This window comes from Nocardia sp. NPDC050799, assembly GCF_040654015.1.
In the GTDB taxonomy this organism is placed as follows: Bacteria; Actinomycetota; Actinomycetes; order Mycobacteriales; family Mycobacteriaceae; genus Nocardia.
In genome coordinates this window covers 53,296-68,293 of the sequence record NZ_JBFAHF010000040.1, presented here as the reverse complement: position 1 = coordinate 68,293, position 14,998 = coordinate 53,296, and the positions used below count along the sequence as shown (strand labels likewise).

Below are 14,998 nucleotides of genomic sequence, written 5' to 3'. Positions count from 1 at the left end.
CGCCACGGTGTCACCACTCTGTTCGCGGCGTTGAACGTGGCCACCGGTGAGGTAATCGGGTCGATCCACCGCCGCCACCGCGCCGCCGAGTTCAAGAAGTTTCTGGTCAAGCTCGACAGGCAGGTTCCCGCCGGCCTGGATGTGCATCTGATCTGCGACAACTACAGCACCCACAAGACACCGGTCGTGGCGAAGTGGCTCGCGTCGCATCCACGGTTCCACATGCATTTCACCCCGACCTATTCGTCCTGGCTCAACCAGGTCGAACGCTGGTTCGGCCTGCTCACCGATCAGCAACTCCGGCGAGGTGTCCACAAAAGTGTTGCCGCACTGGAGAAATCGATACGCGACTGGATGTCCGCCTGGAACGAAAACCCCACACCGTTCGTCTGGACAAAGACCTCCGACGAAATCCTCGAACGACTCGCCTCATATTTGCAACGAATTCCCGGCGCGGGACACTAGCAGGTTCGTGCTTTCCGTCAGCAGGATCCCTACGACTTCAGCCCCGAGATCGAGCACCGGGACCCGGGGACTCGCGAGGTGAACTTCCGGCTCGTGGTGAGGAAGGCAACCGACATTCCCGACGAGTGGGCGATGGTCGTGGGCGATATCCCACGAATCTGCGCGCAGCATTGGACTACGCGGTGCACGAACACATCCGCTGGACCAAGCCCGGGCTTCGCCACGATGAAGTGCAGTTCCCCATCGCAGACCACAGAGATGGCATGAAGAACAAGAGGCGGTGGTTCGACCGAGCTGTCTACCTCGTGGTGAACGACGCACAGCCCTACCGAGTGCCCGAACCGCAGTGGCATCCGCTGGCGATCCTGCGTGACCTCGTCAACGCGGACAAACATCGCCGCGTACTCGTCACCAATTTCGCAACCCTGGATCTGAAGATCGACACCGACCCGGTCCTCGAAGTCGCACACTGGGAGACCAACCTCGGCACCGAACTGGAAGTCGACACGGTAGTGGCCGCAGGGAGGTTCACACTGCCCGTCCTGGCGATTCCCAGGGTCAACTTCCGACCCGAGATCACCTACTCCGAAGCAATCGAGATCCCGAAGACCGGTGGACAGGTCAGGAACCTGACCGATGTCATGGCCGATCTGCACGTCAAGGTGCGCGACGTGCTCGACGACCTGGAGACCGCAGGCGTAGACAACTAGGAACACTCATCCGAACGGCACATCGACCGGGGTGATGCTCGACGCAGACAGGGCGGCAGATCGCACGTGGTTTTCAGTGTGCGGTTCCGGGGCTGTAACGGTCGGAAGCGGTAGTTCGACGAACGGGGCAGGGGCAGTCGCCGGCTAGAGGCCGTGGCATGGCTTGTGGTGGGGGATCGATGGCGGCGCGTAGATCAGGAGCTGGTGGATGGTGGATGGTGGGGATTGTTCTTCCGGCAGTGTCGTGCTTGCGACAAGACGGCGAGGTCGTGGGCGTAACCGGCTTCGTCGGAGCGCTGGGGTGCGACACTGTATTACGACAGCGAGAATGGGGGAACAGGACGTGACGCGAATCCCGCTTGACCATAACGACGCGTGCTGGTCCGGGTCCTCGGCCTGCTTCATCTGTGAAGTCGTTCGCGGCGATGCAGCCCACGATCTGGAGCAGCTGGTAGCCGAGGACACCGAAAACATCGCGTTCCTCAGCCGAAACCCCACTCTGGTCGGCACTGTCCTTGTTGCACCGAAGCATCATCACGAACACGTGGTGCGGGACCTGTGCGAATCCAGCTATCTGAACCTGATGTCGATGGTCTACCGGGTCGCGCGAGCAGTGGAAACAGTGGTGTCGACCGAACGGATGTACCTGCTGAGTCTGGGCAGCCAGCAACTTCACTCCCACGTCCACTGGCAGATCGCGCCTTTGCCGCCGGGCGTACCTTATCCCGATCAGCAACATCACATCCTGTCCGCCGCCAACAGCGTCGTGCCCGGGGCGCAGGAGGACGCTGTTGGGCTGGCCGAGCAGATCCGCGCCGCGTTGGCGAACGCATAGTAATTCTGGACAAGCCGGAGCCGTCAGTCACCTGCAGGGTCACGCACGCCGAACGACGAGGACCCTTCCATCATCAACGTCACCTGAGCGTGCAGCGGTCCCGCGTCCGAGTGCAGGAGGTAGCGTATGGATCTGAGCAGTAATATCGATTGGCAGTTATTCACCGTGGACAGCGATTTGAGCGGATCGATCGCCGTCGGCGCCGAGCCGGATCCAGGGATCCTCATGTGGTCGGGCTCGGCCTGGTACCACGTGAGCGCTGAGGACTACGACGAAGAGGACTACCCGGAACCCGATCGGGCTCCCCGGTGGGACGCGGCGGTCGCGAAGGGGTACGCGTTCTCCCTGCGAAACCAAGATGAAGACTTCGCGCAATGGCAAGTCCTGACCATGGACGGAGTTATCGTTGACCTGTTCACGGCAGCAACATCGATTCCGGACGAACTGGACGGAATGTCTGCCGACTATGGCTCTCTTGCACGAATATTCAGCGACAACGAGTTCCACCCCGATCTCCTCGAGACAATCGAGGGTTTCGGCAGCCGAGCCATTCTGATCGACCGTGTGCACCTTGCCGCAGCCTGGCGAGGTCTCGGTGGCGTCGGACGACTGCTGATCAGCCGGATCCTGCGGATGGTCAACACCATCGATGCCGCTGTGGTGGCAACGATTCCATTTCCCGTCGACCTCTACGCAGAGTGCGAGGATCCCGGCGACATCCGCCGGCATCCCCGCTTCGACGAGGAACTTCGACGCGTGCAACGAACATGGGAGTCTCTGGGATTCCGCCAGTACAACGATGAGATCTGGGTGATGGATCCCGCAAAAAACCACCACAACAACGGTGTCCGTAAGATCGAAGCTCGCCTTCCCGGACATCTGTGAATGAAGCCGGACACGATCAGCTCCGGAATCTGAGGGCGACGTGTGCCGCATCGATCAGTCGGGGTGTCGTACTTCCGGATAGGGCTGTGGACGTCGACGAGCGCCGCCTGATCAGCGGTAGGGGCGAAGTCGAGGACCGGTGCGTCGCCGCGAACGATTTCGTGCCTGTTCCGCGGCGTCACGGGAATTCACTTGGCGCCCTCCCGGCACAGCGTGATCACTTGATTAGGACGTAGGCATTCGCGGGTGACAGCGATGACGGCATCATCTTGTACACAGTGCCAGACCAGGTTCTCGGTCGTGGTGTTGTCGGCACCGCTGGGGGTGTTCCTCATGCGACCGCACCAAGTGATTCCGACGACAGGCCTGAGCGACACTGGGTCGAAGACCGATGTTGCCGCTTCACTACTCGCCCGTGGCGACACGGGCTGCGTTCCTGCCCAATATCGAACGACGAGGCCGGGGCTCGGTGTTGGACGGCCAACTCACGGCCGCGCTACAGACCGAGCAACTATGGCCAGCATCTCGTCGGTTGGTCAAGCGTGCCGGAGGTGTATGTAGGTAAGAGCGCCACGCACCTGTTCCCTGCGTCCGGAGTGCCGGATCGAACTCCACAATCAGTTCGTCTCCTGGCCGAAGGTCTCCGGCATCCGGCTCCTCGATGTCAGTGGTGTCGAACACTGCCCGGATCACTTCGTCGAACGGCAGCATGAGGCCGATTTCGACGCCGCCGCCTTCCGTGGTGACCGGTTCCTGGCACACCCTTACATGGGGTACGACCTCGATCGGTTGGACGCATCTTCCGCAGCAGCATCGCTGTACGGCAGACCGTGCGAGATGGTCAGCAAGATATCGTGCGAAAGCGAAGGGGATTCCCCGGAAGTATTCGGAACCCTCGACGGTCCTGGTTCCAATGCTGTCAAACACCGCAAGCAGGCGCTTCTCCCACCCGGCGACATCAGGAACCCTTGCGCCCTCCCACGTGTGCAATGTCGACATGCCGAGAAGTTCGGCCTCTCGAGAATGTCGGCGAGTTCTGGCTTTCGGGTCCGCAGATCTCCCCGCTTTGATGACACGATTCTCAAGCTGGACAAGATACAAGTGACCGCTACCGTCGTGGTTCGAGCGAGGCAGGCGGTAGCCGGATTTAGGTCGTGGCACGGCTGGCAAAATACATCGGCACACCGACACGGCAGTCCCTTCCGAGCGCGCATCAGCTTCGTAGCGGGTCGGTCTGCTGCCGCTGCGGCCAGGTTCGGGTAGCGCGGTGCGGCGCTGTCGGCGGTGGTGTGCAGGTCGGGTTCGGTGAACTCGCGTTCAGCAGGGCGTCGACCAGCCTCAGCAGGTCGGGCCTGCTACGCAGTCAACCGGGCCGTCATTACTTCTTAAGTCCTGGTTGGGAGATCACAAGCCCAGGTCGCCCTCGTGGCTGAGCACGGTGCTGGTATCGGGCTCGTAGTGGTCTGCAGGGTGAGGGTTGATCGGTTGATGCCGACGAAAGCGTTCTTCGGCGGCGTGCTGGTCGGGTGTAAGCGCGGCGCGGCGTTGTTGTTCGTCGTGCAGTTCGGCGAGTTGGTGTTCGGTGTCGTGGGTGCGGTCCCGGATTTCGCGAGCGATGTCGGCGGATTCGGTGAGGTCGGCACTTGCGGGATCATGCTGCGGGCCGGGGGCCGGGCGGGTCAGGAGGGTGTCCCAGTGTTCGGATGGTCCGGCCACGTGCAGGGCGTGTCGGGTGGCGTCGCGGCTTGTGGTGCGGGCGGTGTCGCGGGTGTCGGTGGCGTTGCGCTGGTTGGTGATGAGGGTATTGATGCGGGCGCGCAGCGCGCGGCGGTCGGCACGTTTGTAGGTGGGGGTGTTGTCGAGTTCGGTGCGGGCGGTGTGCAGTGCGCTGCCGACGGCGTGTAGGGCGCGGGTGGCGGTGGCCAGTTCGTGGTCGGCGGTGCGGGCGGCGCAGATCGCGTCCTGGGCGGCCTGGTGGTGGTGTTCGGCCGCGGCGATGCCGGTGTGGCTGCCGGGCGGGGTTGGTGGGTTGAATAGGTCGGTGTCGGTGTCGGTGAGTGCGAGACGCTGCTGCAGCTCGGTGATGCGTTCGATCAGATCCCCGTCGGTGAGCGTGACCAAGGGATTATCGGCGGCGCCTTCGGGCGCAGGGAGTTCGGTGTCGCTGCCGGGCTGTAATGGTGTAAGCGGGGTTTCGGGGGCGTTGTGCGTCGCGTCGGCCTGTCCGGTGGTGTGGGCGAGTGCTTGGCGTTCGACCCAGTCGCTGAGGGTGAATCGGGCGCGAAGTGGCAGTCGGGTCCAGTCGCGGCGCAGTAACGCCAGCGCTTCGCCGGGTGGGCGGGTGCTGGTGATGTGGGTGGCGCGGGCGGTGATGTGTTCGTCGGGAGGATGGGGTGGGATTCCGGTGACACCGGTCTCGCGGCAGTCACCACAGAGCCCGTCGTCGTGCGACTCGTTGCGGGTGGTGGGGTCGGGTCGCGGCATGTGGTCGGCGAGCGCGCGCTCCACACTGCACTCGACGCACGGCAGGTTGCGCGGGGTGTCGAGCAGCGTCCGCTCATGATCCACGCCGCTTCCATACGGTTCCGGGTCTTGCAGTGGGGGCAGAATGAGCGGGCCGTCGGGTTCTCGTCGGCGTCCGGCGCCGGGTTCGCGGTCGATGCGACGGTCACCGGACCAGCGTGCCGATACCGCGTCGGGGCGGTCTGTGCGGTCACCGTTGTCGCGTTCGCGGGTGCGTGGGATGCGATCGCCGGCCCATGGATCGGTGAGGTCGGGTCGGTTGTCGAAGTAGCGGTCGGCGCTACTGGTACCGATTCGTTGCTGGTCCGGCGCAACGATGCGGTCCGGGTCCACCCAGCGGCGGTCATCGCGGGGTGGCTGCCATCCATCGTTGTTGTGGTCGCGGCGGTAGAGACCGGGATCGATGTCCGGTGTGCAGGCTTCGATCACGGCGCGGAGTTCGGGGTTCTGTTCGGCGGCCCACTTCAGCCGGGCGCGGGCGATGGGGAACGGGCGGGCGCGCAGGGTCGCTTCCACTTTCCGCATCGTGCGGCGATGGGTTTCGGGGACGTCGTCGAGTGCGCGGGTCGCCGCAGCGAGGTCACCGGCGGCGAACAATGCGGTCACCCGGCGGACCTGTTCGGGAAGCTCTCCCGGCGCGGGGCCGGTGGAGGGTGGATGTGCTGGGCCGGTGGGGTCGGGTTGCGGTGGGGTCGAGAAATCACCGGATGCGTGGGGGTCGTCTCCCATGGTCTCCTCCGTGCACAGGTCGTTGAGGTCGTCGGGATAGGGGATGTCGAATTCCGCATCGGCGGGGTCCGGTGGCGGTTCGTCGGGGCCGGGATCGGGCGGGCCCGGGTCGTGGGGGCTGTGATCGTCATCCGGTCCGGTCCCGGTGCCGGGGTGCTGTCCGGGCGGTGGTGGTGTGTGCGTGTGGCCGTTGTGGGAGGTCGATGGGCCGGGGGCGTCAGTGGTCGGGGTGGGGCGCAGTAGGAGCTCGATGCGCCAGGTGAGGGCGGTGACCAGATCCGGGGTTGCCAGGGCGGGTTCGGTACTGGTACGGGCAGCGGTGAGTAGGTCGTGGGCGGCCGACAGGAGATCGTGGGCCGCCCATCCGGCGCCCAGGCCGCGGTCGACGGCCGCGATCAGGCGCGGCCAGCCCGCATCGGCGCGCACTGCGGAAGCGACTTGCTCGCCGAGGACCTCGGTGAGTGCTGCGTCCCAGTCGGGTCGCAGACCGGTCGAACCCGAGGATTCGGAGACGGTGGTGTCCAAATCCAGACGCGACCACAGGGCGGCGGCGGGCATCTCGTCGGGCAACGGACCGGCCGCGGCCGCGGCGGTGAGGAAGGACTCGATGTCGATGCCGACGCGGCGAGCGGTATCGAGGTGGGCAGCGACCACCGGCCAGTACGGGTCAGAAGTGAGGCGGGGCTCGATCAGCTCGGCCAGTCGCGCCCACCGGCGGGCCGGCGCCTCGGGATCGCCGAGCGCACCGGTGACCCGGTCGTCCAGGAGCTGTTGATAGTCGCGTTCGTTGCGGGCGAAACGCGGCGGGCCGGTGGGGCGTGGATCGGTGTCGTCGATGTGCAAGGCGGCCCGCCACACGGCCAGATCTGCCACCAACGTCGGGGCATCGGCCAGCAGTGGCCGCGCCCACGTGGGCGCGGTGGACGTGGTCCAACCGGTCGCGTCGGCGCGGACGCGGTGTGCGAGGTCGGCCACGATCCGGGACCGGGCGCGCACATGATCAGCCAGCTCGGTGTCGGTGAATGGCCCGGGTGGCGGGCCGATCCACGGCAACGGACCGGACCCGGGCGTGCCGGTGTCGGGTGTCAGGCGCCAGTGCAGTACTGCGGCGATATCGTGCGCGGTGTCCAGTTCCCGTTCGGCCGCGGCCTCGACCAGGGCATCGACGGGATCGCATCCAGATAGGGAAAGGACCGCTAACTGCTGACGCAGGACTGGATAGGCGGGGGCGTCGGTCAGGTGCGGGTGCACGCGTTCGGCGGCGGCGTCGATGCGTGCCAGACCCGCGGTGCCGAGGTGTTCTTCGGCGGCAACACCGACGGTGTCGAGGAAAGTATCGAGGGCGCGGCCGATCCGGCGGTGGGGGTCGGTGGCATCGCGCAGCATCGTATGTGCGGATTTCTGCGCACCGTCGCGGGCGAGAATGGCGAGCAGATGCTCGACGGCGGTGCGCGGATAGACCGCGGCGAAGCTGAAGAACGACCCCTCCGCTCCGTCCAGCGCGGTCGGCACATAGGCGTGGTTGCCGTGCACGCCGCGGGTGAGCGCGACATACAACTGCTGGCGTGATTCGCTGCCGGTGAGCGCGATATGGCAGGTGTCTGCGGTGATTCCCTGCGCGGAATCGATCGTCGTCGCATATCCGAGTCGCACCGATTCGCGCACATACTCGCTCGGTAACCACACACTCGGCCCGGCCGCGCCGCGCGCGTGGCGGTGGGTCGCGGTGAGGCTGCCGTCGGTGTGGACGGCAGTCACGGTCCAGGCGTAGCCGTTGCGCACCCAATCCCGGTCACCAACCCGCAGCCGCGGATTGTTGCGGCGAGTCCGAATGACATCCCCGACTGAGGCGCGCAAGCCGTCGGCGAGCAGACATTCCGCACGCGGATCGTCGCCGGCGCGAGCGAGGCGGTCGGCGCGGGCGCGGGCGTTGAGCGCGGCCACCACCTCATGTGTTCCGGCGAGCATGATCGCGTCGCGGCCTGCTTGGTGGTCGGCGATCCAGGCGGTGTAGGCGTCGTCGTGGGTGGCGCCGGTGTGCCCGGCATGGATGCGGTGGTTGTCGAGGTACCAGCCGAGTGCGGCGGCATCGCCGTCGCGTAGCCGCAGACTCGCGGCGGATTCGGCGCGGGAGGCGAACCTGACCACGTGGGTCAAGGTCAGGGTGTGTTCGGGTGCGGCGGCGGCCATATCGGCATCCGCGCCGCCGGCATCGATCGCCGGGAGTTGGCGGTCGTCGCCGATACACCGCACCGTCGCACCCCGGCCGATCAGGAATTGCAGCAGCCGTAACCGTTTGAGGTTGCCGACTTTGACGTGCTCGTCGACGATCACCAACGTGTCCGCTCCGATCTGCAGCACCCACTCCGGCAACGGCGGAGGATGCAGGCGATCGGCCCCGGGATCGAAGGGGTCCGGGGTATGCCGGGACAAGACATCGAGAAGTTTGTCCACGGTTTCAACGCGTGCCCCAATGGAGTCGGCCAGCACCGCCGCCGCCGACGCGGTCGGGGCCAGGCCCAGGACGGTGCCGCCGTCGCGGCCCCAGGCGCCGGTCAACACCTGCATCGCCGTGGTTTTTCCTGACCCGGCCGGCGCGTTCGCGGTCTGCACCCGCACCCCGGAGGTGGCGAATCCTTCGATGACCGCGACCTGTCCGGCATTCAGTTGGCGGTCCGGGTTGGCCTCGTTGTAGGAGCGCACGGCCTCGGCCACGGTCTCGGGTGGGAGGCGGTGCCCGCCGGGCTGGTTTGCTAGCGCGATCAACGCCTTCTCCGCCGCGAGCACGCCTGCGGAGGTGTAGAGGCGGGTGCCGGCGACGGTGTGCACACCGGTTCCGTCCCGGCGCCGTAGCGCCGCCGGGACACGGCCGAGGACGGGCTGGTCGGCGATATCGGGGTCGTCGGCGGCGATCACCCGCGCCGGGGACAAGGCTTCGGCGAGCACGGTTTCGGTGGTGCGCGCCCAGTCGCGCCCGGCGATTTTCCCGCGGAGTTGGCGTTCGATTTCAGCCCGCACATGGTGGGCCTGCCAGGCCGAACGCTGCTCGGACACCACGTCGAGCACCCGCTGCGCGGTCGCGGTCACCTGCTCGGGCGTCAACGGCCGCCGCACCGGGCGCAGCGGATTGAACACCACTCGCAGCATCTCGGCGAGCGCGGCGCGTCCACCCAACTGTTCGAGTGCCTCGGTGCGCCAGTCGCGGCGCTGCTCGGCGCGCGAGCGGGACCCGTGTTTAGCGGGCCGGGTTTCCAGAGTCGCGCGGTCTGCCAACCCATACATTTCCGCGGCGATCGGCTCGCGGCCGTGCGCACGCTGGAACGCCGCAGCCAATTCGGCCAACCGCCCGGTGATCGCGGCATCACGGCGCGACCAGCACGTGATCAACTCGACAGGGACACCCACGATCTCGCGGATCGGGCGTTTGGCGGGGTCACGGCCGGGGCGCTCGGCGAACTCCAACCCCACGCCGTCCTGGAGATGATGCTCGAGACGGGTGTTATAGATCTCCGACACCGTGACCACGACCCGGTAAACCGCAGCACCATCGAGCGTGCGCCAACGCCCGTCCCGGCCGCGGACCCGGTTGGCGATCAACACATGCGTGTGTAGATCCGGGTCCCCGGCGCGACTGTCGCGGTGGGTGAACCGGGCCGCGACCAGCCCGTCGACATCGACTTGACGCACTCCGTTGCGACCTAACCGGGTGTAGATCCCGTGGTGTTCGAGCCAGTCGAGGGCGTCGTCGATTGCTGCCTGATGGGCGGCTTCGATCCTGTCTGCGATGTTCCTGGGCGCGAGCGCCCACAATGCCGAGACGCTTTTGACCGGAGAAAAAGTGATGTCGAAGCCGGCCACCGCGGTGGTGAGCCGGGTGTTGACCGCGACCCAGCCGGAGAGCTCGCGATCACTTAGCGGGAGGCGGCCGTATTGTTCGGTGAACATTTCGGTGGCCACCACGGTGCGAATCCACTCACGTTCCGATTCGGGAATCGGGTCCTGCGGGTCGGCTCCGCGCATCGAATTATAGGACTCGAACGCATCTCGGCAGCGTTTCCGGAACTCGGAAACACCACCATAGAAACGAAATGGATTCCCTAAACGCGATTCTGTGTCGGCCTTTTTGGTCGCTTCCTGGTGTGTGGCGCCGAGCCGGATCTGCTCGTCGTAAACCTCTTTTTCGACGAGGTTCGCGTTCGGGTGACGACCCAACCCGAACAGATTTTTCATCTGTTCCTCGGTGACTTCGTCCTCCACAGTCAGCCGTAACGCGGCTAAACCGGTGCCGTGCCAGAGGCCCGGGGATTCCCCGTGCGCGGAATAGTAATCGGACAGCGGTGATCGCCCGCGTGACGAGGAATCATTCGCGGCGACATTCCGCAGGTAATAGAGATAACCATTGCCTGCCGCAACCTTATGGATCGTCGCGGTCATATATTCAGTGAGCGCCCCTGAACGTAAGTTGACAAGGCTCGAAAATCACGCAAAAATCGGTAAATCCAGCAAACCCCCAGGTCGTTATGGAAATGCAATCCTGAATGCAAGAGGTCTGCTTGTTGAAAATGTGTGGAGGAGGGGTGTGGGGGTGAGGTGCGGTGTGGAGGGGTGATGAGTGGGGAGGTGAGGGAGGGGTAGTGGCGGGTTGTGTGGTGAGGGTGTGTGGTGCGGAATGGGGTGGGGAGCCATGGATAGGGATTGGGTCCGTATCCATGGCTCCGGTTGACGGCGAGCCGTAGGCGCGTCGTCAGAGGCGCGGGCTCCACAGAGCGGTGTCGGGGTGCCAGCCGAAGGAGGCGCACGCATATGAGCGGTCGTCGAGGGCGACGACGTCGCCGACCGACAGCGAGCGCAGGCCGCTGTCGTACCAGGCGTGAGTGTGCTGCTGGTCCTCGGCGTGCAGCGGGTGGTCGTTGAACATCGCGAAGACACGGTCGAGGACCTCGAGGTCGGTGACCGTGCGCGGGGTCGGCAGTGTGAAGGTGTAGGCGAGCACGAGCGGTGCGCCTGGCTGGTACCCGGCGAAGGCGACGCGACTGCGGTTGAGGAACACCCGCACCTGTCGGTCCACGACGGCGGGAGTGCGGCGGATCATGACGACGCGCGACGCGAGGGAAGTCAGACGTTGACGCAACAGAGGGCTCCTGACGGTGAGAGGGTGGCGGCCGGTCCGCCGCGGGAGGTGTCACCGCGGCGGACCGGAGTTCTGGAGGGGTGAGACGACAGGTCAGGCCGCGCGGCGGCCCGGCTCACGTGGGGCGGCGATGCCGAGGTCGATACGGCACTGGGTGCAGTAGTTGTCGGCGTGCACGATCCCGGATCGGGCGCAGGCGTCGCAGCGGCCGATCCGCTGCCCGGCTCCGAACGCGGCAGGCCGCCGCCGACGCGGTGTCGCCGGTCGCGCTGCCCGGCGCGGTTCGGGCGCGTCGAGGTTGATCGCCATCCAGCGCGTGATCAGCCGCCAGGTCGGGCCGGTGTTCGCTGCGGCCGCACGGACACGGTCCAGCAGGGCCCGCGCCTGGCCGGGGTGAGTGGCGGCGATGTAGGCGCAGCGCGATTCGACGAAGTCCCGTACTCCCCACGGTTTGGTGAGTGCGGGGATGGCGGGGTGGCCGTCGGCGCGGCAGACATCGCAGAGCCCGTCGTCACTGACCGGCCGGCCGTCGCGGATGTGGACGGCACGCCGGTCGGAGTCGGGGCGGTCGATCCAGCATCCGACGCAGGGCCATCCGAGGTAGGGCACCATCGCGGCGAGGTCGTAATCCAACCCGGAGCCCTGCCACGTCGATTCCGAGATGTCGAGTTCGCTGTAGGGCAGGAAGATGTCGTAGTCACTCGGGATCGCGAGCCCGGTCCGGCGTGCGGCGAACCGCATCTGATCGGCGGTGGTGATTCGTGGCCGCCGCGCGGGCGTGCGGCGTCGCCGGGAACGACCGGGACGTTCGTCGACCGGTGCGGTATCGGCGCCATGCTCGCGCAGAAACTCGGATGCGCGATCGTCGAGCGCGGAGTGGCGGCCGGACCGGACCCGGGTGGTGGCGGGGGTTTCGGGGTCGAGGAGTTCGCGGTCGCGGTCGGTGTAGTTCTCGGCGACGTGGCGGATGTAGCTGCGGTCCCACAACTCGGCCTGCACATGCGACCACACCGCCGCAGCTGGTTTACGCGGATCCGGAACTCCTGCGGCCTCGCGGGGTTCGTCGGCAGTGTCGATCGCGTAGAGGCGGTGCGCGGCGTAGGCCGCGTACTCGGCCTCGAAGCGGCGGGCGGCCCGCAGGTCGCGGTCGTGGTGGCGCAAACTCACCACCGCCTCGGGCTCCGGCACGTGTGTCTGTGTGCGGGCGCGGCGGGCGGCGATGGCCTCGGGCCGCAGCCGCGCGGCATCAGTAGCCGGGGCCGGTGTCGCGGTGAGCCGTTCGCGGTCGCGTTGGTCGCGGATGGAGCGGCGCACCCATTCCGCGGTCTCGATCGAGACCTCACTGATCTCGGGCAGGCAGGGGAGGTGGAGGCCGGGGTCGGTGTCGGTGGTGTAATCGATGACCATCGCCCGAATCTCGGGTCGGCTCTTGGCCATCCACCCGAGCTGACGCGCTGCCACCGGCCACGGGGAGCGGGCCAGCAGATCCACGGCCCGCTCCAGAAACTGACGTTCGGCCGGGGCGGCGAGGGTGAGCGCGAAGGTGAAGTAGTCGCGGGCCCGGTCGGGGTCGGTGTCGAGCAGGTAGTCGACCTCCCACAGTGCCTCGGCGAACGGCGACACCCCAGTGTCGCTATCGGTGTCGGAGTCGATGGTGGCGGTGTCGGTGGCATTCGCAGCAGTAGTCATCACAATGTCCCGTCTGGTCGGAGAAACGACGCAGCCCCGTACGGGAGAAGCTCGCGCGCGATGGCACGAACCCCCGACACGGGGCTGGGTGGCTGGTCGGGTGACCCGCCTGAGTGCGACCGACCAGGGTGGGGGCCCGACACGGCGCAGGGAACGCGCCCAACCGGACAGCACCGAATTTCCGCGCACCCCCATGCCCACCGGCGGTGCCGTGGCGGTCGGGGCGCCGGGGGAAATTCGGTGGTGGCCGGGCGCGGGCCCGGAGCCGTGGCGGGCCCCCACCCTGGTAGCACTCGAGAAGGCGGGGCGCCCGGCCAGACGGCCAGCCCTCCCGGCCACCACTTCTTGAGATGCCCGCCGGCCGAGGAGACCGGTCCGGCAAGGACGCGGACGCGGCGAAGCGCCTAGGATTCGGCGGTCACCGCACCCACTGCGGCCGATACGCCGGTGCAGGCCGATACTCCGGTGCGGACTGATACGGCATCCTCGAGCCGGGTGAACGGCCACGGGCGCCGCTCGTACTCGTCCTCATTCGTGTAGATGGGCACCATCCGTCCCACGGAATAACGACTCGGCACCGGGGCGCGGTAGCCCGGTGTGGCGGTGTAGATCGCTTCGCGTAGCCGCGTCATCCAGGTGTGGGCGTCGCTGTCCTCCCAGCCGGGGTGTTCGCAGGATTGGTAGACGTAGCAATCGACGGCTTTGAGCACTGCTACGGGGTCGAGGTCGCCTTCGGTGGTGTGCAGGACGTAGCGGTCGCGCGGATGGGATTCCCGGTATCGGTGATCGACCGAGCGGACGTTCTCGTCCCACAACAGCTGCCCCAGCGCCCGGTAGTCGATCCGGCTGGTGCGGGTGGGCGCGACGCCGTACTGGGCGACCGCGTTGACCAGCACGTCGATATGCCCGTTGCTCACGATGAACGCTGACATCGCCTGCCTCCTTTCTCCTCTCGTGACCGTTGGGGATCAGAACCCGGGCGAACCGCTCCACGTATCGCCTGCGGTGGCGCCGACCGGCTCCCGCGGCGTGCCGCGTTCGGGGCCGGTAGGGTTAGCGGTGCTCGGGTGGTGGGTGCGCCGGACGGCGGCGGTCGCGTTACGCAACGAGGGGCCGACGTCGTCGACGTCGAGTTCAGTGATGCTGCGGTTCTGCCCGTCCGAGGTTTGCCACGACCGCTGTTTCAACCTGCCGACGACGATCACCCGTGATCCCCGGCGCAACGATTCGGCGAGGTTCTCCGCGGTCTGCCGCCACGCGGTGCAGCGTGTGAATACCGGTTCGCCGTCGCGGTACTCGCCCGCGGCGCGGTCGAAATAGCGCGGCGTCGACACGACGGTGAAGTTCGCGACCGCGTAACCGGCCGGAGTGAACTTCAACTCGACATCGGCAGCAAGATTGCCCTTCACTACCAGCAGGGTGTCCCAGGACATCTGTTCTCTCCTTCACTAAAAATGGGCTGACACAACAGCCGCCCGCATGCCAGAGGCTCGGGCTCGTCGGTGTCGGCCGCCGCGAACACATCGGTGGAATCGACAGGCCGGGCCCGAGTTCCGTGCTCGGGCCTGTCCGACCGGCGTCTAGAACGCGCCCCGGTGGTGCTCGATCGTCGGGGCGCTGTCGGTGTGGGACCTGATGGTGAGGACGTCGAAGCGGATGCGGTGACGAGGACCGTCGTGGTCGGCGAGCCACAGCAACGCGAGGCGGCGGATCCGCTGCTGATCGTCGCGCGATATCGAGCCCGCGGCGAGCCCGTCGCCCGACCTGGACCCAGACCCGGCCGCGGTCGCGGTCGCGGTGACGAAGACGGTGGTGCCGGCTTCGCGCGCTACGAGATCGAGGACGCCGTAGGGGCTGCGCCAACCGCGACACACGATGTCGAAACCTCCGGCGGTGATATACCGGGCCGCGAGCTCCCTGTGGGTCGCGCGCGGGTCGTCGGGGGCGGTCGTGTGGGGGTCATCAGGCATGGCCGACCACCCGGGCGGTGAACACGAGTACGGGCACTGCAACCTCCTGAGAAATGGGAGA

11 protein-coding genes are annotated in these 14,998 nt (G+C 66.8%); 4 read left to right on the top strand and 7 right to left on the bottom strand.

The features are described 5' to 3' along the window. The 4 genes from AB0H42_RS30355 to AB0H42_RS30340 all read left to right on the top strand — a co-directional run. Nucleotides 1-465 (top strand): IS630 family transposase (locus AB0H42_RS30355; protein ID WP_357062345.1); only part of this gene is annotated, 465 nt, incomplete at its 5' end. A gap of 263 nt (nucleotides 466-728) precedes the next feature. Further along, the gene (locus tag AB0H42_RS30350) at nucleotides 729-1,175 is read left to right on the top strand and encodes a hypothetical protein (protein ID WP_357062344.1); all 447 of its coding nucleotides are present in this window, start codon (nucleotides 729-731) and stop codon (nucleotides 1,173-1,175) included. 328 nt (nucleotides 1,176-1,503) lie between these two features. Continuing rightward, a complete protein-coding gene (locus AB0H42_RS30345; RefSeq protein ID WP_357062343.1) occupies nucleotides 1,504-2,010 on the top strand; it encodes an HIT domain-containing protein in 507 nt (168 codons plus the stop codon). Nucleotides 2,011-2,136: 126 nt separating this feature from the next. Next, entirely contained in the window at nucleotides 2,137-2,895 is a 759-nt protein-coding gene (locus AB0H42_RS30340) for a hypothetical protein (protein ID WP_357062342.1), read from the top strand. Between the two features lie 188 nt (nucleotides 2,896-3,083). Here AB0H42_RS30340 and AB0H42_RS30335 read toward each other — a convergent pair whose 3' ends face one another. The 7 genes from AB0H42_RS30335 to AB0H42_RS30305 all read right to left on the bottom strand — a co-directional run bounded on the left by AB0H42_RS30335 (nucleotide 3,084) and on the right by AB0H42_RS30305 (nucleotide 14,937). Further along, a complete protein-coding gene (locus AB0H42_RS30335; protein WP_357062341.1) occupies nucleotides 3,084-3,230 on the bottom strand; it encodes a hypothetical protein in 147 nt (48 codons plus the stop codon). Between the two features lie 1,069 nt (nucleotides 3,231-4,299). Then, nucleotides 4,300-10,581, bottom strand: coding sequence for a MobF family relaxase (gene mobF / locus AB0H42_RS30330; protein ID WP_357062339.1), 6,282 nt, complete (start codon nucleotides 10,579-10,581; stop codon nucleotides 4,300-4,302). Nucleotides 10,582-10,891: 310 nt separating this feature from the next. Further along, nucleotides 10,892-11,278 carry a hypothetical protein gene (locus AB0H42_RS30325; RefSeq protein WP_357062338.1) on the bottom strand — a complete coding sequence of 129 codons (387 nt, stop codon included), beginning with the start codon at nucleotides 11,276-11,278 and terminating at the stop codon, nucleotides 10,892-10,894. Between the two features lie 93 nt (nucleotides 11,279-11,371). Then, complete coding sequence (locus AB0H42_RS30320) at nucleotides 11,372-12,967, bottom strand: hypothetical protein (RefSeq protein ID WP_357062336.1); 1,596 nt, start codon at nucleotides 12,965-12,967, stop codon at nucleotides 11,372-11,374. Nucleotides 12,968-13,371: 404 nt separating this feature from the next. Then, complete coding sequence (locus AB0H42_RS30315) at nucleotides 13,372-13,899, bottom strand: hypothetical protein (protein ID WP_357062334.1); 528 nt, start codon at nucleotides 13,897-13,899, stop codon at nucleotides 13,372-13,374. Between the two features lie 36 nt (nucleotides 13,900-13,935). Next, nucleotides 13,936-14,400 (bottom strand): single-stranded DNA-binding protein, encoded by a 465-nt coding sequence (ssb, locus tag AB0H42_RS30310; RefSeq protein ID WP_357062332.1) that lies wholly within the window; start codon nucleotides 14,398-14,400, stop codon nucleotides 13,936-13,938. Nucleotides 14,401-14,547: 147 nt separating this feature from the next. After that, entirely contained in the window at nucleotides 14,548-14,937 is a 390-nt protein-coding gene (locus AB0H42_RS30305; protein WP_357062330.1) for a YraN family protein, read from the bottom strand. Between the last annotated feature and the right edge of the window lie 61 nt (nucleotides 14,938-14,998).